This is a genomic window from Pseudolactococcus laudensis, assembly GCF_013449735.1.
GTDB lineage: Bacteria > Bacillota > Bacilli > Lactobacillales > Streptococcaceae > Pseudolactococcus > Pseudolactococcus laudensis.
The window spans coordinates 101,105-121,875 of sequence record NZ_JACBNY010000002.1; the positions used below are offsets into that span (position 1 = coordinate 101,105).

The 20,771-nt window shown below is 41.6% G+C and carries 23 protein-coding genes; 19 read left to right on the forward strand and 4 right to left on the reverse strand.

Annotated elements, in window-relative coordinates; translation table 11 throughout:
- Positions 1-153: 153 nt before the first annotated feature.
- From HZR21_RS02175 to HZR21_RS02205, 7 genes are all read left to right on the forward strand, one after another.
- Positions 154-1,815: a glycoside hydrolase family 13 protein gene (locus HZR21_RS02175; protein ID WP_180746151.1), complete on the forward strand. Its 1,662-nt coding sequence runs from the start codon at positions 154-156 to the stop codon at positions 1,813-1,815.
- Positions 1,816-1,827: 12 nt separating this feature from the next.
- Positions 1,828-2,574, forward strand: a complete 747-nt coding sequence (locus HZR21_RS02180; RefSeq protein ID WP_180746030.1) for a DeoR/GlpR family DNA-binding transcription regulator — start codon at positions 1,828-1,830, stop codon at positions 2,572-2,574.
- A gap of 490 nt (positions 2,575-3,064) precedes the next feature.
- Positions 3,065-3,829, forward strand: coding sequence for a TasA family protein (locus tag HZR21_RS02185; protein WP_180746032.1), 765 nt, complete (start codon positions 3,065-3,067; stop codon positions 3,827-3,829).
- A 160-nt stretch (positions 3,830-3,989) separates the two neighbouring features.
- Complete coding sequence (locus tag HZR21_RS02190) at positions 3,990-4,787, forward strand: LPXTG cell wall anchor domain-containing protein (RefSeq protein WP_180746034.1); 798 nt, start codon at positions 3,990-3,992, stop codon at positions 4,785-4,787.
- A gap of 5 nt (positions 4,788-4,792) precedes the next feature.
- Positions 4,793-5,383, forward strand: coding sequence for a signal peptidase I (locus HZR21_RS02195; protein WP_180746036.1), 591 nt, complete (start codon positions 4,793-4,795; stop codon positions 5,381-5,383).
- Position 5,384: 1 nt separating this feature from the next.
- On the forward strand, positions 5,385-7,595 hold the full coding sequence (locus tag HZR21_RS02200; protein ID WP_180746038.1) for an InlB B-repeat-containing protein: 2,211 nt from the start codon (positions 5,385-5,387) through the stop codon (positions 7,593-7,595).
- Between the two features lie 242 nt (positions 7,596-7,837).
- Positions 7,838-8,269, forward strand: a complete 432-nt coding sequence (locus HZR21_RS02205; RefSeq protein WP_180746040.1) for a four helix bundle protein — start codon at positions 7,838-7,840, stop codon at positions 8,267-8,269.
- A 570-nt stretch (positions 8,270-8,839) separates the two neighbouring features.
- On the opposite strand, the gene HZR21_RS02210 is transcribed toward HZR21_RS02205, so the two are convergent.
- Positions 8,840-9,469 carry an MATE family efflux transporter gene (locus HZR21_RS02210; RefSeq protein WP_343037644.1) on the reverse strand — a complete coding sequence of 210 codons (630 nt, stop codon included), beginning with the start codon at positions 9,467-9,469 and terminating at the stop codon, positions 8,840-8,842.
- Here HZR21_RS02210 and HZR21_RS02215 point away from each other — a divergent pair.
- The 4 genes from HZR21_RS02215 to HZR21_RS02230 all read left to right on the forward strand — a co-directional run bounded on the left by HZR21_RS02215 (position 9,464) and on the right by HZR21_RS02230 (position 11,350).
- Positions 9,464-9,928, forward strand: a complete 465-nt coding sequence (locus HZR21_RS02215) for a BspA family leucine-rich repeat surface protein (protein WP_180746044.1) — start codon at positions 9,464-9,466, stop codon at positions 9,926-9,928. The genes HZR21_RS02210 and HZR21_RS02215 overlap by 6 nt on opposite strands.
- Before the next feature lie 24 nt (positions 9,929-9,952).
- Positions 9,953-10,528, forward strand: coding sequence for a BspA family leucine-rich repeat surface protein (locus HZR21_RS02220; protein ID WP_180746046.1), 576 nt, complete (start codon positions 9,953-9,955; stop codon positions 10,526-10,528).
- A 305-nt stretch (positions 10,529-10,833) separates the two neighbouring features.
- Entirely contained in the window at positions 10,834-11,103 is a 270-nt protein-coding gene (locus tag HZR21_RS02225; protein ID WP_180746048.1) for a type II toxin-antitoxin system Phd/YefM family antitoxin, read from the forward strand.
- Complete coding sequence (locus HZR21_RS02230; protein ID WP_425485310.1) at positions 11,099-11,350, forward strand: Txe/YoeB family addiction module toxin; 252 nt, start codon at positions 11,099-11,101, stop codon at positions 11,348-11,350. The genes HZR21_RS02225 and HZR21_RS02230 overlap by 5 nt, the downstream gene beginning before the upstream one ends.
- A 192-nt stretch (positions 11,351-11,542) precedes the next feature.
- Here HZR21_RS02230 and HZR21_RS02235 read toward each other — a convergent pair whose 3' ends face one another.
- Together HZR21_RS02235 and HZR21_RS02240 are read right to left on the reverse strand one after the other, a co-directional pair.
- Positions 11,543-12,937 carry an MATE family efflux transporter gene (locus HZR21_RS02235; RefSeq protein ID WP_180746052.1) on the reverse strand — a complete coding sequence of 465 codons (1,395 nt, stop codon included), beginning with the start codon at positions 12,935-12,937 and terminating at the stop codon, positions 11,543-11,545.
- A gap of 275 nt (positions 12,938-13,212) precedes the next feature.
- On the reverse strand, positions 13,213-13,410 hold the full coding sequence (locus HZR21_RS02240) for a cold-shock protein (protein WP_003138831.1): 198 nt from the start codon (positions 13,408-13,410) through the stop codon (positions 13,213-13,215).
- Between the two features lie 132 nt (positions 13,411-13,542).
- On the opposite strand from HZR21_RS02240, the gene HZR21_RS02245 reads away from it, so the two are divergent.
- The 8 genes from HZR21_RS02245 (at position 13,543) to HZR21_RS02280 (ending at position 19,666) form a co-directional block, all read left to right on the forward strand.
- Positions 13,543-14,058 carry a 5-formyltetrahydrofolate cyclo-ligase gene (locus HZR21_RS02245; RefSeq protein ID WP_180746054.1) on the forward strand — a complete coding sequence of 172 codons (516 nt, stop codon included), beginning with the start codon at positions 13,543-13,545 and terminating at the stop codon, positions 14,056-14,058.
- A gap of 8 nt (positions 14,059-14,066) precedes the next feature.
- Positions 14,067-14,750 carry a rhomboid family intramembrane serine protease gene (locus tag HZR21_RS02250; RefSeq protein ID WP_180746056.1) on the forward strand — a complete coding sequence of 228 codons (684 nt, stop codon included), beginning with the start codon at positions 14,067-14,069 and terminating at the stop codon, positions 14,748-14,750.
- 555 nt (positions 14,751-15,305) lie between these two features.
- A complete protein-coding gene (locus HZR21_RS02255; protein WP_040525988.1) occupies positions 15,306-15,620 on the forward strand; it encodes a PTS sugar transporter subunit IIA in 315 nt (104 codons plus the stop codon).
- Positions 15,621-15,723: 103 nt separating this feature from the next.
- Positions 15,724-17,169, forward strand: a complete 1,446-nt coding sequence (locus tag HZR21_RS02260) for a PTS sugar transporter subunit IIC (protein WP_180746058.1) — start codon at positions 15,724-15,726, stop codon at positions 17,167-17,169.
- A 111-nt stretch (positions 17,170-17,280) separates the two neighbouring features.
- Positions 17,281-17,490, forward strand: coding sequence for a hypothetical protein (locus HZR21_RS02265; RefSeq protein ID WP_003138838.1), 210 nt, complete (start codon positions 17,281-17,283; stop codon positions 17,488-17,490).
- Positions 17,490-17,663, forward strand: a complete 174-nt coding sequence (locus HZR21_RS02270; protein ID WP_180746060.1) for a hypothetical protein — start codon at positions 17,490-17,492, stop codon at positions 17,661-17,663. The genes HZR21_RS02265 and HZR21_RS02270 overlap by 1 nt, the downstream gene beginning before the upstream one ends.
- Positions 17,663-18,091, forward strand: a complete 429-nt coding sequence (locus HZR21_RS02275) for a DUF3284 domain-containing protein (protein WP_180746062.1) — start codon at positions 17,663-17,665, stop codon at positions 18,089-18,091. The genes HZR21_RS02270 and HZR21_RS02275 overlap by 1 nt, the downstream gene beginning before the upstream one ends.
- 117 nt (positions 18,092-18,208) lie before the next feature.
- The gene (locus HZR21_RS02280) at positions 18,209-19,666 is read left to right on the forward strand and encodes a glycoside hydrolase family 1 protein (protein ID WP_180746064.1); all 1,458 of its coding nucleotides are present in this window, start codon (positions 18,209-18,211) and stop codon (positions 19,664-19,666) included.
- A gap of 198 nt (positions 19,667-19,864) precedes the next feature.
- Here the strand turns inward: HZR21_RS02280 and HZR21_RS02285 are convergent, their stop codons facing one another.
- On the reverse strand, positions 19,865-20,548 hold the full coding sequence (locus tag HZR21_RS02285) for a DUF4190 domain-containing protein (RefSeq protein ID WP_180746066.1): 684 nt from the start codon (positions 20,546-20,548) through the stop codon (positions 19,865-19,867).
- Positions 20,549-20,771 lie beyond the last annotated feature (223 nt).

Consider the following 20,771-nt stretch of genomic DNA (forward strand, 5'->3'; position numbering starts at 1 on the left):
GCTAAATTTACCTATCGCGTCGTTATTGCTCCGCACCTTACAGCAGTAAGCTTTGTCGCAATGCCTAGCGCTAGAAAAATTTATCTCAAAAGTTATCAAAAGCAGTTTTTAGAGGTGCCCATAAAAAATAATGGGGGAGAGAAAGTGAAAAATATGCGTGATAAGTGGTGGCAAGATGCAGTGATTTACCAAGTCTATCCCAAGAGCTTTAACGATACGACTGGCTCTGGATATGGGGATATCACGGGCATCATCGAAAAACTACCATACCTCGAGAAACTAGGGGTTGATGGTCTATGGCTGAGTCCAGTGTATTTATCCCCACAAGTTGATAATGGTTATGATATCACGGATTATCGTGTGATTGATGCCATGTTCGGCAGTAATGAGGATATGTACCGGTTGATTGAGGCGGCGCACGATAAATATATCAAGATTATCATGGATTTTGTCGCTAATCATACGTCAGATCAGTGTGTCTGGTTTCAAGAGAGTCGCAAGGGTGCGGATAATTTCTTTAGCGATTTTTACATCTGGCAGGATGCAAAGCCCGATGGCTCTGAGCCTAATAACTGGGGCTCGAGTTTCGGTGGTAGCGCCTGGACTTGGGATGAAAAGCGCGAGCAGTATTATCTTCATTATTATGCGGCTGAGCAGCCAGACCTTAACTGGGAGAATCCGCATGTGCGCGCCTATATCTATGACATGATGCGTTTTTGGAAACAAAAAGGCGTTGACGGTTGGCGCATGGATGTGATTACGTCGATTTCCAAGGATCAGGCTTTTCCGGATAATGCGCGTGACTTGACGACAACGAATCAACAAAATGGGCCACGAATGCATGAATTCATCCATGAGATGAATCAAGAAATTCTAACGCCGCTTGATATGATGACGGTGGGTGAGAGTCCTGCCGCCAAGAGTTGGGATGCTTGGGAGCTGGTCAGTCCAGAGCGTGAAGAATTGGATATGATTTTCACTTTTGAGCATATGCACATTGACCGTAAAGCAGGTGATGTCAATGGTCGTTGGGCATTGCAAGAGCGTGATTTGGTCAAATTCAAAGATATTTTATCCAACTGGCAGCTTGAATTGCGAGATAAGGGCTGGAATGCTTTGTATTTTGAGAATCATGACCGGGCGCGCGTGATTAGCCGTTGGGGCAATGACACGACTTATCGCTATGAATGTGCGACGGCTTTTGCGACGATTTTACATGGCCTACAAGGGACACCTTTTATTTATCAAGGTGAAGAAATCGGCATGACCAATCCTGAGTTTGAACTAGATGAGTATGTGGATATTGAGCTGAAAGGCAATTATCAGCACTTTGTTGTTGATCAGCAAACAATGACGCAGGCTGATTTCTTAGCAGCCGTCCATAAGATTTCACGTGACAATGCCAGAACACCAATGCAGTGGGATGATTCCGAAAACGCAGGATTTACCAAAGGGACACCCTGGTTTAAGGTTAATCCCAATTATCCAGATATCAATGTCGCAAAAGACTTGAAAGCTGAAAAATCAGTCTTTAAGTACTATCAAGATTTGATTCACTTGCGAAAGACTGAGGATATCTTAAAAACAGGCACCTACCAGCTACTTTTACCAGAAGATGAGGCGATTTTCGCTTATTTACGACAAAATGGCAGTAAAATATGGCTTGTACTCGCAAATTTATCAGAAAACATGATAAAATTAGAGGAGTTAATGCCTCTACCTGATGTAAAAGCGACTGTCATTGCCAACTATCGTGACCGCACGAATTTGAGTGAGACATTGCGAGCTTATGAGGCAGTCATCATAGAAATTTAAGGAAGTGTGTGCATGAAGACAAGCGAACGGCGGAAGTTAATTTTAGATTTACTTGACCAAGCAGAAATGGTCAAAACACAGGATTTAATGAAAACCTTTGATGCCAGTGAATCAACGATTCGCAGGGATTTAACGGTGCTTGCTGAAAACGGAAAAATCGTCCGCGTACATGGTGGTGCCATTGGCGTTGACCTTTATAACTACGGCTTAACTGTTGAGAAACGACAAATCGAGTACATCGAGGAGAAACAAAAAATCGCCAAAACAGCGAGTGCCTTTGTTAAAGACCGAGAGCTTATCTTCTTAGATGCCTCGACCACAGTTGGTGAGATGATTCCATTTTTAGCGGGTAAAAAAATCAAAGCCGTCACCAATTCCCCAATTCATGCCCAGCGCTGCTATGAAAACGGCATCCCAGTTTACGTCATCGGTGGCGAGCTAAGACAAGCGACCGATGCCGTCATTGGTGCCGTCGCCAATCAGCAAGTCAGCGAATTCTTCTTCAACCGCGCCTTCATGGGCACCAACGGCATCAATGCCGAGTTCGGCTATTCCACACCAGACCCAGAAGAGGCATTGATGAAACGCATCGTCATGCGCCATGCCATTAAAAGCTATGTCCTAGCGGACGAATCAAAGTTCAACCGCGTCGCCTTCACCAAGGTGTCTGACCTTGACGAGGCAATGATTATCACGACAACGCTAGCAGACGAAGACCGAGAGAAGTTTAGTCGTCAGACCACATTGACCGAAGTCTGAGTTTGTGGTTGGACTGAAAACCTCAAGTTGAACGCAATGAATACCTATGACAAATTTACAAGTCGACACGCCGTGTCGGCTTTTTTGCGTCTATTAAGAATTAAATGATATTTTTCTTAATACCATTTGTGATTAAGTGGTGGTTGTGTTAAAATAAAGTTAAGTATACTTTAAGTTATATGAGAGTGTGACTATAAAAACAATAGTCTGATAAACGAGATAGAAGACTAAATAAGTCTAAAAAATCTCACAAAAGACTTGGCAGAAGGTGGCGAATAGGATAATACACAGACACACAGGTATCTTTTGGCTTAATTTCGCATACACTTTTTTCAGTTTTGTTTTCTAAGCAAATGATTAAGCGAATCATGAGAAAGTACTAGAGGAGGGGAGTTCAATGAGAAGAAAAGGACGCAAGTTTCGCCCGCCATAATAGGCAGCCGCAACCTATCGCACGTATTTACGACAATAAAAAATGGAGGAAACTACTATGACTAACGCAAACACGCAAAACAAAAGAAAAAGTCGGCTCATCTTAGCTGCACTTTTAGCCACAATCGTAATCATCACAGGTTCAATCTTCGCCTTCTTTAGTGATGTTGTCAACCATGATACAACTATTACGGCAGGTACCCTCGACCTAGTTAAAGGGACGACAGAGATCTACCAAAATGGTGCTAATGTGACAACAGCAGTTGGTAATAATAATGGCATTGTTGAAAACTTCAACCCAGGAGATGTCGTGACCTTTAGCGTTCCAATCAAGAATGAGGGCAGTAAATCAGCTTGGTTGCGTGGCAACTTGGCGATTACAGGTGGAGCTGTCACACTTGGAACTGTTGATGCTGATACGACAGCTTTTGACGATACTTTCGTCGTCTTTTCTGGTACTGTTGCTCAAAGTGCTGCAGCTACTGCAGTTGGTGGAGCAAACGATTTATCACAAAAAACAGGCTGGTCATTTACAGCTGGCTCTAGCACATCAGCGACATTTGTCGACCCTACACCAGGTATTATCAATGGTAATGACAAAGCAGATGATTTTGAGGCTGAAGCAGGTGCAGCTTACACTGATGGAGCTGACGCAAATGAAGGGACTTTGACTTACACCATTTACTTCAAACCAACTGCTAAAAACAAATGGCAAGGTAAAGACATATCTATTGACTTCAAGGCACAAGCTATTCAGTACAGAAACAATGCAACGTCTACAAGCTGGACTGATGTTGTTTCAACTGAATATGGTGCGCAATAAGAGCTTAAAAAAGCAACACATTCGGAGGGCAAGTCCCTCCACTTATGGCAAAGTTTGGTAACCAAGTCATGACTTGGAAGGGTTCAATTCCCGTCAATGCCACTAGAAACAACTGAAATTAACTTAAAGAATAGGCAAGAAAATACAGGAGGGGATAAACATGACACATCGAAATTATAGAAACTGGTTAGCACTGCTCGCTTTATTCCTGATGTTGCCTGCTAGACCAGTACAAGCAGCTAATACTGACTATCGCATCGATATCCACGATAATGAAGCGATGAGTCTACAAGAATTAGACATCACCGAACACGATGTGAGTGAAGGTGATGTCATAAGTCATCATATTTATGTGGATAACCATACAAGTAATGGTCATATCATTAAGCTTAAAAATATCGAAGTGGTTCAGGATAGTATCCTCTTGGATAAACTAAGTTTTGAGTTTATCAATGGTGCAGCGGTTGTTCCCTTTGACAGTGGTAATTTTAGCCAAGCCTATGACAAAAACCTCTTCGTAGTTGGCAGTCAAGGGACTGGCAATTTCACACTCAGGATGACAGTCAATGGTAACTTAGATAACAGCTACCAAGGGAGTGCTTGTACGCTACGTTATACCTTTGAGATTTTGAATCTTGAGGCAGGTGGTATTATGCCTGTTGATGGAGGAGTTACACCACCCCCTTCAAATCAGAACGGTGGTCAAAACACGCAAGGTAATCAAGGGCAGACGAACACGCAAGGTAATCAAGGACAGACGAATACGCAAGGGACACAAGCTCAAACAGACAAGCAAGGCGGCTTACCCACAACCCTTGGCAATGCCGTAAAAGCACTCTTACCCAATACAGGTGAAGGCAAGTTAGCTGTTACCAGTATGCTTGGCTTGATTGTCTCACTGAGCGTCTTCTTAGTGGTTAAAAACCGCAAAAAAGAAACGCCACCTACAAAGGAGTGAGCGCCATGAGTAAAAGACAGGAAAGCAGTTGGCAAAAAATCAAGCGCTATACGCTCAATCTCTTCTTGGTTTTAGCAGTAGGACTTGTGAGTATGACCGCAATCTATGCTCTATATTTTAACAAGGAAGACGCTTTTATTGCAGGTTATAAGCCCTATGTCATTTCATCAGACAGTATGGCACCTATCTACCGCAAGAACAGTATCGTCCTGGTTAAACAAGGCAACTTCAAAACTATCAAGACAGGTGAGATGATTGCCTTTAAGGCACAGGAACTTGAGGGCAAGCCAGCCTTTCACCGTGTAGTTGCTGTAACACCAGAAGGGGTTGTTACCAAAGGTGATGCCAATAAAATCAGAGATGCACATCTCGTGACGGATAAGACCTATCTAGGTCATGAAGTCTGGCATACCAATATAGCCGTCACCCTCTTGCCTTTACTCAAAACCCCTAAAGGCATTATCTATTTGATTGTTTTACCGATTATTTTAATGATCTTACTGAGTCAAACACTCAAAATTATCATGCGAGAGAGAAGAAGTAAGCAACTTGAACTAGCTGATAGTCACGAAGAAAACTCGCTAGAAGGAGAATGATATGAAAAGCAAACAAAAAATCAAAAGAAAGCGTGTCAAAGCAAGACATCAAAAGCCTAGTCATTTTGGTGGTGGTTTAAAACCATTTCCAGCTTGGGGCAAGCTTGTTGCTATTCTGGGTATGACCTTCGCATCAGGTCTCTTCTTGCTTGTTTCAGTTTCAGCCTATTTTGCGGACTATGCCGGTGTCACGCTTGGGTTTAATATTCCGACTTACTATTTCACTGTTGACTATAATTCAAATGGTGGCTCTGCAGTCGCATCTGAAGACGTTAAGGTGGGCGAAAGTATTACAGAACCAACTCCACCGACAAGGACGGGATATGACTTTGCGTCTTGGCATCAGCAAGCTGACCTAGCGGATACAGCATGGCAGTTCGCGACTAATAAGATGCCAAGACAGAACCTGACGCTCCATGCTAAGTGGACAGCTAAAACTTACGATATTACTTACAACTTAGATGGTGGGACTGGTACTGGTGGTAATCCAACAACTTATACCTATGATATCGGTGTGGCAAGTTTTGCGCCTGCGACAGGTAAGACAGGTCATACCTTTGTAGGGTGGGAAGATGAAAATGGTAATCCAGTCACCAGTATCTCAAAAACTGAGATGGGAAACAAAACACTTTATGCGCGTTGGACACCGAATGAATATGATATCACTTATGAGTTAGACGGTGGTGATAATGATAATAGCAATCCAGCTAAATATACCTACGATATCGGCGTGTCAAGCTTTGCGCCTGCGACAGGTAAAGTAGGTCATGTTTTTACAAGGTGGGAGGATGAAAACGGTAAGCCAGTCACCAGTATTTTAAAAACTGAGACAGGAAATAAAACGCTTTATGCGCGTTGGGCGCCGACTTATGAGATTACATACGTCTTAGACAGTGGCACTAACCCTCAAGACAATCCAACTCAATATGCCTATGGCACTGGTGTTGCAAGCTTTAAGCCTGCAACTAAGGCGAACAATAAATTCTTAGGTTGGTATGATCATCCAACGGCTGGCACTAAAATTACAGAGATTCCAGCGACTGCGACCGGCACGCAGACACTTTATGCCCGATGGGTTGCAGGCTATACAGTCACATTCCGAAACTTTGATGGTACTGCCACAGTTCTTGATCCAGTAGTGGTTGAATCAGGAGACTCGCTGACAATCCCAGATGCACCAGTGAAAGCTAATGAGTACTTCCTGGGCTGGGCAGAAGGACCAAATCAAGCTCCAAGACCATCAACATCTGGCGTTGTTACCCCAACTAGTACTTTATATACGCCTTCTCAAACATCAGGCGTTGCAACACTCAATGTCCCAGATCAGAGTTATCTGGGTTATAAAGAAAAATCTGAACATGAGTTGACCAATATCACATCAGATACAACACTTTATGCTGTCTACTACAAAGGACTCAAAGCAACAGGATTAGCTGATTCAGCTAAACCAAAAGCTCAAGACTTCATCTGGAATAATGCGATCTGGCGTGTCGTGAATATGGTAGAAAGAAACACAGCCAACACTCGTTTAGTCGTTAAAGTCTCTGCTTTAACAGCGGAAGAAGTTATTAATCAACTAGGCTTTACACTTGAAGATGGCGCTGATGTGCCATATAAAGAAGCGACACAAGAAAATGACTTACGTGTCCACTTCCAGTCACAAGATGGCGCAACAGATACAGACGAAGAAACCTACTTCTTTAATGGCCCTAGTGATGATGGCTATAGCCGCTCACGTCTTAAAACGATCATAGATGCCTATTATAATCAGCTAGCTGATCAATCAGCCGTGCAAGCCGTAACGCTTAACACACCAACTTTGACGCAATATCTGACTGTTGATGGGACGAATGGTTTCATCGGAACTGGCAGTACCTACAATAACTGGCGCTGGCCACAAGACTCTACGGATAGTAATAGATATAGACACTATCGCGATGCACGCTTTGAAACAACGGTAGGTGGTACGCCACAAGCCTTTGCCTTGAGCTATGGCGATATCCATGGTGTCTTAGCTGTACCAACAGCCCCTGGTAATAATAATGTGCGACTTTTAAACTTCAGTGGGACAAACTGGAATTCCTTATGGCTCCGCTCGGCCGGCTCCATCTATTGGAATGCGGGCTATGTCAACGAGGGCAATCTCTACTACAGCGGTGGTGTGAATCAGCCCCTCTCTGTTCGTCCCGCTTTGTATCTTTCGATTGATTAAATCTAACATCTGGTATCTCACATCCCTCTGCCGAGAAGGCAGAGGGGGCTATTAAATGGTTAACACAAGGCGAGGCTTGATGATAGTATCATCAGTTTCTGTTAAGTGTTGCGCCGTTAGGCGCTGCGACCTAAGATAGATTTTTCGCGGCAAAGTTCGTGACTGATTTCGCTAGGCTGAGTGCTAGCGTAGATCAGGTTTCAAGATATCATGACAAAAAATCGCAGAAAGGAAAAGTAGGCGTGGGATTAAATACACATGAGGCAACAGATAGTACGTTGAAAGTGATCGTCTACGCCAACGACTTGATGAGTTACACGTTGAAAGTCACACAAAACGCTCCAAAACATTATCGCTTTACTTTTATTTCTCGCTTGCAAAATCTCAGTATGGACATCGTCGAACTCATGCTTTTAGCTAATGATGTCTTTGTGACTAAGGCAAATATTCATAAAACTGCTGAACAACGGATTCATTACCAGCAGCAAGCGTTGAGTAAATTACGCGCGATTGGCTATTTTAGTTTAGAGGCACAGAAATATGATGCCATCAAACTCAAACATGCCATTCAAATGAATAAACAAGGCGCCAACTGCATCAAGTTTTTGCAAGCTTGGATGAAAAGTGACCGTGTCAAATATCAAAACATTTATCATCTGCTCCAACAGGAGTAGTATCCACCCTTTTAAAGGATACCTTTAAAGTCACAACGGTCATACATTGACACTAGACAACAGGTTTCGGGAGTTTTGGCTCCGCTCGTCCGGCAACAACTATCAAAATGCGGGCAATGTCAACGCGGGCGGTATCGGCTACACTGGTTATGTGTATAACACCCTCCCCGTCCATCCCGCTTTGTCTCTCTTAATTCAATAATCTAACATCTGGTAGACTACATCCAGTTACCGAGAAAATAAAGCAATAAAACGTGTGTGTCCAAACAGACTAATGCTTGTGGTATTGGCTGGTGTGTTTGTAAAAATAAGAGCGGGTAGATGAGCGAAGATGCGTCTGGCTTTGTCTGCTTTGCTGGAAAAATCCCTGAATGGTTGTGTGGCTGTTCAAGGGTTTTTATTGATAGAGATTTAAAATATCACATAAGGGAAGTGACAAAAAATAGGCTATGAACGATTTCTAATGTTAATAGAAATCGTTCATAGCCTATTTCTGTATCATTTTTCGAAAAATTGTAGAGCAACACTCGTATGCTTTTGTTAACTGAAACAATGATAGGTGCAAAATCATCAGATAATCTTCAACGCATCATCTAATTCTTCATTTAACGCTTTATCGTCGTTAACATCGCCGTCCTTACGACCTCGCAAATCTTTGGTAATCTTAAAGTAGCTAGGCACGAGGATAATGACACTGCCAATCCAAGCAGCAGGACTTGAAAATAGAACACCAATCAGGCCGACGGTGACGAGGCTCAGCACGGAAACCCCAGCCCGCATGACAAGTTCTGCCATGCCTGCTAATGTCGGCACTAAACTGTTGCCATAGCCTTGAATGAAAGCTCTCACAACAAAGAGAATGGCTAAAATCCAATAAAAGAGACCATTGACCAAGTAATACTCGAAAGCGAGGTGGATGATTTTAGTCTCGTTATGGCTGATGAAGAGGCCGGAGAAGAACTTGTTAAAGGTGATGAGGATGGCTGCAAAGACGATGCCCCAGATAACGTCGATAATCACGGCGTGCTTTAGGCCGATGAGCATGCGCTTGTACTGGCGCGCGCCGAAGTTTTGCGCGGTAAAGGTTGTCACGGCAAGCCCAAGGCTTATCATGGGCAACATGGCGAGCAGATCGATTTGCCGACCAATTGCTTGCATGGCAACCACATCAGTACCCATTTTATTGAGAACGATTTGCATGACTGGAACACCAGTGCCGTGACGACAATGTCGAATATGTTTATATATAACCGAAAATTAAGTGTACTCAATACCAATAGCTGGGATACAGGTGCTGTCACTAATATGTCTTACATGTTCTACGATACCCGAGCGTTGTCTGAAATTCAAGGTATTGAAAACTGGGATACAGGTGCCGTGACAGATATGAGTTTCATGTTTAGCAGATATGACGGCTTAACAACCTTGGCAACACTTGATTTAAGAGGTTGGGATGTCTCTAACGTCACGACTATGGCAAGCATGTTCAACGGTGCCAATGGTTTAACCACACTGAATGTTACCGGTTGGCAACCGGGGCTTGCCACGACAGGTGTCAACTTGACCAGTCTATTTGAGGGGACGAGTAAGCTGCAAACTCTCACCGGTATTGACACTTGGGACACGACGCAAGCCACCACCATGGACCGGATGTTCTAAGGCATTGGGACAACTGCACCAGGTGTGACGAGTCTTGATTTAAGTGGTTGGAATGTTTCTAATGTGACAACTATGGCAAGTATGTTTAATGGTGCGAATAAACTCCAAACGCTTGATACAACTGGCTGGAATCCTGAGAAAGTGACGACGATGAATTCGATGTTCTATAATGCGACTGCTTTAAACACGATAACAGGTACGGCAAACTGGCAGACAGATGCTGTCACGAATTTGGGTTATACTTTTGTGGGTACAGCTTTGACTAACCTTGATTTGAGCGGTTGGAATACGGCTGCAGTTACTAATATGGGGTATACCTTTAATAACTCACCCCTTGTAACGATTGACTTGAAGGGCTGGACTACAGCAAGCATCACAGCTAATTATGCGATGGAATGTATGTTCCAAAATACATCAGCTTTGACCAACCTAGATATGCGAACAGCGGACTTTGATAAAGCGACGACTGTTTACCCGAACATGTTTAGGGGTAGTAACATTGGTGGTACGACCATGATTGTCAAAGATGATGCCGTCATCAATGATTTAACGGTGAGACTCAATCTCAGTCCGAGACCGTTTAATATCATCACACCTTAACATATAGATTGGTGATGAAAAAGTATCAAGAAAAAATGCTTTGGCATAACAACTCAAAACCCACCCAAATCATCTGACTTGGGTGGGTTTTTATATTTTGCAAACAATACGAAATTGGCATTCTTTTGGCAAAACAATACCAAATCGGTAAAAATAAGTTGTTTTCCTGAAAAACGCTTATTCTTTCAATGAATAATATGAAAAAGAGAAAAGTAAACGGGCAAGTTTACTTTTTATAAACTTCACACTTTAAAACGTACGCTATATGTGCTATAATTAAGTACATACAAAAGAGGAGGTTTATCATGAGTATAACAGCGACAACTCCAACCAACATAAGAAAAAATATCTTTTCAATCTTGGCAGATGTGACAGAGAATGATACAGAACTTCATATTGTCAACTCAAAAGGTAAAAATGCCGTGCTGATTTCAGAGAGTAGTTTAAATTCTCTAAATGAAACACTTCACTTATTAAGCTCAAAGAACAATCGTAACCGATTAGATAGTGCCATGGCACAATTCAATCAAGGTAAAGGTACTATTCATGAATTAATTGAGGTAGAAGATGATTAAATCATGGTCTGATGAAGCATGGGATGATTATCTTTACTGGCAACGAGAGGATAAGAAAACACTAAAACGCATTAATCTATTAGTCAAAGATATTGATAGAACGCCTTATACGGGGATTGGGAAACCAGAGCCACTGAAATATAATCTGACGAACTGTTGGTCTAGGAGAATTACAGGCGAGCATCGTTTGGTCTATCAAATTTCAGATAATGGCATGGAAATTTTACAATGTCGGTATCACTATTAAAAGTAACTGCTATAAAGTAGAGGCTGGGACAAAAGGCTAAATTCGCTAGATTTTAGACACTGTTAAAATACAAAAACCGCATGAAATCAACGTTTAAAAGAACGAATTTCATGCGGTTTTCGTATTTCTGAGACTTTTGTCCCAGACTCTTTTTCTCTTTTGTTAACTGAAACAATGACAGGTGCAAAATCATCAAATAATCTTCAACGCGTCATCTAATTCTTCATTTAACGCTTTATCGTCGTTAACATCGCCATCCTTACGACCTCGTAAATCTTTCGTAATCTTAAAGTAGCTAGGCACGAGGATAATGACACTGCCAATCCAAGCAGCAGGACTTGAAAATAGCACACCAATCAGGCCGACGGTGACGAGGCTCAGCACGGAAACCCCAGCCCGCATGACAAGTTCTGCCATGCCTGCTAATGTCGGCACTAAACTGTTGCCATAGCCTTGAATGAAAGCTCTCACAACGAAGAGAATGGCTAAAATCCAATAAAAGAGACCATTGACCAAGTAGTACTCGAAAGCGAGGTGGATGATTTTAGTCTCGTTATGGCTGATGAAGAGGCCGGAGAAGAACTTGTTAAAGGTGATGAGGATGGCTGCAAAGACGATGCCCCAGATGACGTCGATAATCACGGCGTGCTTGAGTCCGATGAGCATGCGCTTGTACTGGCGCGCGCCGAAGTTTTGCGCGGTAAAGGTTGTCACGGCAAGCCCAAGGCTTATCATGGGCAACATGGCGAGCTGATCGATTTGCCGACCAATTGCTTGCATGGCAACCACATCAGTACCCATTTTATTGAGAACGATTTGCAGGGTCAGGCTGCCGATGGCGATGATGCTAGATTGAAAGCCCATGGGATAGCCAAGTGCGGCGTGTTTGCTGATTTCTTTTTTGTCGAACTTGAAGTGTTGTTTGTGCAGGTGTAGCACGGGTACTTTGAGTTTGATATAGATGACGAGATAGAGGACGGAGAAGGCTTGTGCGATAATCGTCGCAATCCCTGCACCAAAGACATCTGCATGGAGGCCGAGGATAAAGACGAACTCTAAAATGATATTGAGAATCGTCGAGATGATGAGGGCGATTAAGGGGGTCCGTGAGTCGCCAATAGCACGCAGGACGTTGGAGAGGTAGTTAAATAAGACAGTAAAGACCATGCCGCCAAAGATGGCTTTCAGGAAGTCATGAGCGTCTTTGATTAACTCTGGCGGTGTCTGCATGATGTCAAGTAGGGGTCGTGCCATGGTAAAGGCGATGACTGTTAGAATGAGTGCTGTGATAAGGGTGAGGAAAAGCCCGATGGCAAAGGAGTGTTTAACACCTTCTTCATCATTCGCGCCGAAACGCTGAGAAATGATAATGGAGAAACCGCTGGTAATCCCAATCGCAAAACCCATAATCAAAAAATTCAGCGCACTTGTCGCACCCACAGCGGCAAAGGCATCCTTACCAAGGGTATGTCCGACGATAATAGCATCGATAAAGTTATAAAAAAGCTGGAATAGATTTCCCAAAAGTAGCGGAAGAGTAAAGAGCAAAATGACTTTTATAGGTTTTCCTTTAGTTAAATCAATCATGATAAGTTGTGCAACGCATGCGTCTTGTGATAATAGGGGGCTTTGAAAATGTCAAGCTATTTGATAGACGCGGTGTCGTGTTATCCTCTCTATAAAGGTGTCTCGTTTGATTATTTATGCTTTTCAAGTATAAAATCTTGTATTTTGATGTGTTGCTTGAAAGCGTATAGTGGTTTAGAGACATTGGTTTGAAAACGTTTTCTATGTAATAGTTATATTCTAACACAAAAAGACGATTTCGCAAGAAATCGTCTCATGTTATAAGCAACTAAAAATTATTTAGTTACGTTTACAGCTTGCAAACCGCGAGCGCCATCTTCAACGTCGTAGTTTACTGCTTGACCTTCTTCAAGTGTTTTGAAACCGTCAGTTTGGATCGCTGAGAAATGTACGAAAACGTCTTTTCCGTCTTGACCAGTGATGAAACCGAAACCTTTTTCAGCGTTAAACCATTTAACTGTACCTTGTGCCATTTTGAATCTCCTTCGCCCCTTGGGGGCATTTTAATTTTGTGTAATTCTGAAACTGCTTAGAAAGGATGAAACAAAATGAACCAAACTTTTTAAATCGTATACAAACTACCTCTTTATGGTATCATAAAAGATATGAAAAAGAAAGCGGAAATTCGTAAAAAAATGAAATTGGCCTTAAAAACGTTTGATTCTTCTGACAAAAACCAGCAAACTCAGGCAATCATGGCACAATTTTTAGCATCAGATATTTATCAGCAGGCGCAAACGATTGCAGTTTTCATGCCCATGACCTTCGAATTTGACATGACGCGACTGCTGTCAGATACGAGTAAGCGGATTGTCATTCCAAAAACTTTACCCCAAAGAAAGATGATTTTCACGGATTATGATAAGGACGCACTCTTTCTAACCCCCTTTGGCGTTAGAGAATCTAAGTCTGATATGCCCGTTATGCCTGACTTAATCATCGTGCCAGGTCTGGCATGGACAGAAGACGGTTATCGTGTCGGTTATGGTGGTGGCTATTATGACCGCTATCTAGCTGATTTTACAGGCGAGACCGCTAGTTTCGTTTATGACTTTCAGATTATTTCTACTATAGAAAGAAACAAATTCGATATCCCAGTCAGATACATTTTTAAGGTATAATAAAACGTATGAATAACTTTAAAAAAGAATTTCGCCGCTACCCGGCAACTTATAGTTTAGCCGCCATCACCCTCGGTGTCTGGCTATCTCAGTTTGTAGCCAATGGCGTACAAGCCACTGAACCGATGAACCTCTTTCATTTTGGTGCCTTGTTTGGGCCAGACCTCATTGAGCACCCAACCCATCTTTGGCGACTCGTCACACCCATCTTTGTGCATATTGGCTGGGAACATTTCCTGCTCAACTTTTTTTCGCTAATTTTTATCGGCAGACAAATTGAAGATGTTTTCGGCAGTCGACGATTTTTAGGCATTTATCTCCTATCAGGCATCTTTGGCAATATCTTAGCCTTCTTCGTTCAGCCGAATATCTTGTTGGCAGGGGCCTCAACATCCCTCTTTGGTATCTTTGGCGCCATGGCTATGCTAGGCTACCTCACTAAAAATCCATCGTTTCAGGCAGTTGGCAAACAATTTGCCGTGCTTATCCTTGCCAATCTCGTGATTAATTTATTTCAACCAGCAGTCGGCATCTTCGGGCACATTGGTGGTGCACTTGGTGGTGTTCTGTTGGCTGCGCCTTTTGCACCGAAAATCTTGCAGTCTAAGATTTCGGAGACTCAGAAGGCTACATTTTTCATCATCTACCTTGTTTCAGCGGTGTTGATGGTAGTACTCACAATCATGGGATAACTTAGACATTATTCAACCAGAAAAAGACAGAAAACGACGCAAGTTTGGAGTTGTGTTGTTTTTTTTTGATCGATAATTCAGACTACCTTTTAAATTTACTTTGTGAATAATATAATTAATGTTTTAGATAGTAAAACGCTTGCAAAAATGAAAATTAAATGATATTATATTGGTATAGACCATTGAAAACGGTTACGCTTATTGGTCGAGATACAATTTTATTTTAGTCGTTAAGCACCAGCAGACAGTTAAGAGATTTAATTGATTAGTCTGCTGTTAAATATCAGCTAAAACTATATGAGATTGTGTCAAAAATTTTATTGGATGTCGGTTTTGATAGATGTCAGTATGCATTTAAGCCTTATATATAGGTAGTCTAGGGCGGTTTTTCGTGAGCTCCATAACTATATATTTTTAATCGGGTAAACGCTTGCATTTTATTATATTACATGGTAATATAATGGAGTAGGTGATTTGTATGCGATTTCAGAAATCATGACAAGTTATCCACGTATTTATTTTATTGTAAAAACTCTAACCGAAGAAAGGAGAAAAATGGACGACGCACAAATGGCAGTCATTATGCCGTTGATTATGTATGGTGGTGAAGCGAAATCTTCAGCAGTCGAAGCGATTCGTGCAGCTAAAGAAGGTAACTTTGAAAAAGCTGACGAACGTATCGAAGCAGCTAGCAAAGCAATCGTAGAAGCACATCATGGCCAAACGGAATTATTGACTAAGGCTGCAAATGGTGAAGATGTACCGGTATCAATCTACATGGTACATGCTCAAGACCATTTGATGACAGGTATCGCATTCGTTGACCTTGCAAAAGAAATCATCGAATTGTACAAAGTTATTAAAGGTTAAAAACAGTAGTGCCAATATGTCACGATTGTTTTGATTTAGGAATTTGATTAAGTTTAAGCCTGAATAGGACTGAACCTTAATCGGAAAAAGGAAGGAAACTTTTATGAATGCATTACAACAGTGGATGGAGAAACACCTCGTCCCAGTAGCAGCTAAAATTGGCTCGCAAAAACATTTAGTTGCACTTCGTGATTCGTTCGTTGGTATGTTGCCAGCGACGATGGTAGGGGCTATGGCAACATTGGTATCAGTTATGATTGGTACCGTACCAAGTGCCGTACAACAACTTGTTCAACGTAGCGCATCTGATGGCTCTTGGACACTTTCTGACAAACCAGTTTTTGAACAACTTGCTGGCATTTCAAGCCTTGTAAGCCAAGGTACATTGACAATTATCGGTCTTATTTTCGCCTTTTCATGGGGTTACAACCTCTCAAAAGCTTACAAAGTCAATGAACTCGCAGGTGGTATCGTAGGGGTTGCAGCGCTTGTTTCAGGTCTGCCAAACATCATCGGTATTGCAACTGCTGGTCTTTCAGAAAAAGCAATGGAAACTGTTAACAACAACATTGCTGCACAAGGTATTGCAACTTGGAAAATGGGTCTCTCTGTAGGTCAATTGGACGCGGGTGCTTACTTCACTGTTATCATCATGGGTGCGCTTGCCGTTATCCTTTATGCTAAATTAATGCTTGCTGATATCACAATCAAAATGCCTGATTCAGTGCCACCAGCAGTATCTAAAGCCTTCTTGGCAATCATCCCAACTATCGTTGCGGTTTATGTTGTGTCAATCATTTACTACTTCATTAAAGTATGGACTGGTAACGACTTGATCTTCTTGATCAGTAAATACATTGCTGAGCCGTTCCAAGCTTTGTCACAATCTATCGTTTCAGTGTTGATCGTTACTTTCTTCGTTTCACTCTTCTGGTTCTTCGGTATCCACGGTACAAACGTTTTGGGCGCTGTTCTCGATGGTATCTGGGGTCCACTCCAACTTGCAAACATGGATGTTTACAACAAAGTTGGTTTGCAAGGTGTTAAAGATCTCGTTGCCAAAGGTGCAACTGATAAAACTCACGCAATCGATGGTAACTTCGTAACACTTTGGGTACGTGGTTCATGGGATGCCTTTGCATGGTTCGGTGGTACTGCAGGTACAATCACTTTGATCATTGCTATCCTTTGGTTCTCTAAACGTGAAGACTACAAAACAGTTGCGAAACTTTCAGTTGCGCCTGGTATCTTCAACATCAATGAACCAGTTATGTTCGGTATGCCGTTGGTATTGAACTCACTCTTCTTCATCCCGCTTTTACTTGCACCAATGGTGTCAGTAACAATTGCTTACATTGCAACTGCATTGCACTTGGTTTCACCAGTTGTCTTGCAAGTACCATGGGTAACACCGCCATTTATCAATGCGTTCATGGCAACAGGTTTCGACTGGCGTGCAATCGTTGTAACAGCAGTTACATTTGCCGCATCATTCGCAATCTGGTTCCCATTTGTTATCGCAGCGAACTCAATGAAAGAAGAAGCTTAATTATAAGTCTCACTTTGTTGAGCTTATGCTCAAAAAAGACGGCGAAAGTCGTCTTTTTCTATTAAAAGATGATAAAATAAGAGTAGACCAAGATAAAGAAAGAGGTAGAATATGCTTGTAGTAAATATGGCAATGAAACAAGACGACGTGATTGCAGTTTTGGAAGAAAATGGCTTTAAATTTGTAGAGAAAAAAGGCATCCGTCTCTTTTTTGAAGCTGATGGCGATTTAAACGAAAAAGCAGCAGAAGCTAAAGCCCTTATTAAAGCTCAACCATGGGGAGCAGCTTTGTTCTTCAACGTTGAGGTGGCAAAATCATGATGCAAAAATGGGGATGGGCTTTTGTCAGCTTAGCATTACTGATTTTTATTACAACAGTGCAAGGCAAGGGAGCATTCGTGATTGTTAGCATCCTATTGTTCGCACTTGGCCTTGGTATGGTCATTGTGGGTAGTAAAAAAGATAAATCAGATCAAAACGGAGAATCTAAGTAATGGAAATTATCAGAACCTTGAAGGTGCCGCGCCAGTTTATTTTTGATAAATTACTCGAATCTGGTCTATATGATATCGAAAAAAATACTGGAAAGCATCCTAAAGTCTCTAGCTTGACTGGCTTTGAATACAAGAAGAAATTCGGATCTAAGCAAAATCAAGCAGGTAAAATTAAGATTGACGAAGTGACAGAGCCTTCAGTTTATGCGTTCACAACGAAAACGATTAGAAATACGTTTTCGACACGTTGGGAATTGCATAAGATTGATGATACGACGACGGAAGTCGTCATTTCAGAAACTCTGGAATCACACGGTTTCTTCCAAAATCTGAATGACATGATGATGCAAATCGGTCTGGGCTGGATTAAAAAACGCCAGATGAAAGCCATCTTAAATAACATTTCTCAAGCTTACAACGGGAAGTGATAATATATATAGTTTTGAATATATTTATTTGCTAAAAACAAGAAAAAGTCAGCTAATATTTGACTTTTTTGTTAAATATCTATATACTTATATATATAAAGAGTAAAGAGGTTGAACATGGAACATAAAAAATTAGCAGCTTTTCCAAGTGATTTTCTTTGGGGGAGCGCATCAGCTGCCTATCAAATTGAAGGCGCTTACGATGAAGATGGCAAAGGTTTGTCGGTCTGGGATAACTTTGTTCGTATCCCTGGTAAAACCTTCAAAGGGACTAATGGTGATGTCGCAGTTGACCATTACCACCGTTACCAAGAAGACGTGAAACTCATGGCTGAGATGGGTATGAAAGCCTATCGTTTCTCAATCGCTTGGACACGCATTTTTCCAAATGGCACAGGTGAAGTCAATGAAGCTGGTTTGAAATTCTACAGCGATTTAATTGACGATCTGTTGGCAAATGGGATTGAACCCTTGGTAACCATTTATCACTGGGATTTGCCACAAGCCCTTCAAGACGCCTATGGTGGCTGGGAATCACGTCAAATCATTCCAGATTTTGTGAACTATGCAGAGACTTTGTTCAAAGCCTATGGCGATCGTGTCAAATATTGGGTTTCTCTAAATGAACAAAATATCTTCACGCACATGGGATGGCAAATTGCTACCCACCCACCTGGAAAAAAAGATCCAAAATTATTCTATCAAGTTAACCACCACGCTAACTTGGCTAATGCAGCAGTCATTAACAAGTTCCATGAAATGGGTATTGATGGCAAAATCGGACCTTCATTTGCCTACACACCACAGTATGCGATTGATTCTAATCCACTTAACGTCTTAGCAGCAGAAAATGCGGAAGAGTTAGGCGCACACTTCTGGATGGACGTCTATGTTTATGGTGAATATCCAATTGTTGCCTTGAACTACTTGAAAGAAAGAGGTCTCGCCCCAACTTTTGAACCTGGTGATGCTGAGTTGCTTAAATCTGCCAAACCAGATTTCATGGGCTTAAACTTCTATCAAACAGCGACAAATGCTTGGAACCCAATTGACGGCGGTGTTGAAAACAAAGACAGCTATCAAATGAACACGACAGGTAAAAAAGGCACCTCTCAAGATTCAGGTATCCCTGGCTTACAAAAAACAGTAAAAAATCCATTCGTTGAAACAACGAACTGGGACTGGACGATTGACCCAGTTGGCTTGCGCATCGCCTTGCGTCGTATCGCCTCACGTTACCGCTTGCCAGTCCTCATCACAGAAAACGGATTGGGTGAGTACGACAAACTTGAAGACGGCAAAGTCCACGATGATTACCGCATCGACTTCTTGAAAAAACACGTCCTAGCTATCAAAGAAGCAATTTCTGATGGCGTCGACGTCATCGGCTACACAACTTGGAGCTATACCGACCTTTTGAGCTGGCTCAACGGCTACCAAAAACGCTACGGTTTCGTCTACGTTGACCAAGATGAAACAATGACAGGCTCATTGAAACGCATCCCGAAAGATTCTTACTACTGGTATAAAGACGTCATCGCAAGCAATGGTGATGATGCAACATTGCTGACATAAAATAAAAAAAGGCTGAGACAAAAGTCCTCAGTCACCAAAAGAGAAAAGCAGACTAGAACAATCAATTTGATTGTTCTAGTCTGCTTTTTTTCTATTCTTTCTGAACAGCATCGCCACGTTGTCTTACAATTTATCAAAAATTGATATCGCTCATTGCCTATTTTTTAGAGATTCTTGTCCTAGTCTCTTATTTGTGATCTAGACTCCAATAGGTTTAGTGTATGAACTATTTATAGTACTTTCACGGATAAAAATTCTTGATGCTATCATCAGACGTTTTTCAATTTCAAGGACTTGCTGATAGTCATCATCAGAAAAATCGTCTTCGTTGTCATAAAAATAGGTCATAAAATCACCCCAACGCTCTGATAAGTCAGTGATTTTGTTGCTGATTGTCTCATCAGAAGGATTTTTTTGAAAATCTTCTACTAATTTTTCATAGTCATCGGCAAGTTTTTGAAAGGCAGTTAAAAATGCCTCATTTGTCATATCTTCAAATTGATTATTGGGTAAATCATCTATCTTGGATTTATAACTTGAGGGAGGATTTAGCTCTGGTTCAATGGTATTAATGAAGTATAAGGTACCTAGAGTGATGAAGAGGCTGATTAAAATAGTTAGACTCCCGAGAACAATACCAATGAGTGGGAAATCTTTACTGATATGGTCACGATTAGCATTTACAAGACAAATAATACCGAAAATAATTGCCAAAATACCAATCACAATCGATATAAGATTGATAAAGGGAATCCAACTACCGAGGATAGCAACAATGCCTAAAACCAAGGCAGCAATAGAAAGGCTAGTAGCATGTGGCTTTGTGACGGGTATCATCGCCTTGTCCAGATTATTTTTCTGATGTAAAAATTTTTCAGACATTTATTTTTCCTTTTTAAGAGATTGTGTTGCGAGTTTGGGATGTAAAAAATGAGTAGGTTTTAAGGAGTTAACAGCCTCTTTAAGGGTAAATCAAGTGTTAACAGAGACCTAAAAACTTGACCTGTTATTTAGACTATTATAACATATTTTGTGTCTTTTTTAAAAAAAATATGCAAGCGCTTTCTTTTTCTTTTGGAATATGTTATAAATAAGTGGGGAAGTT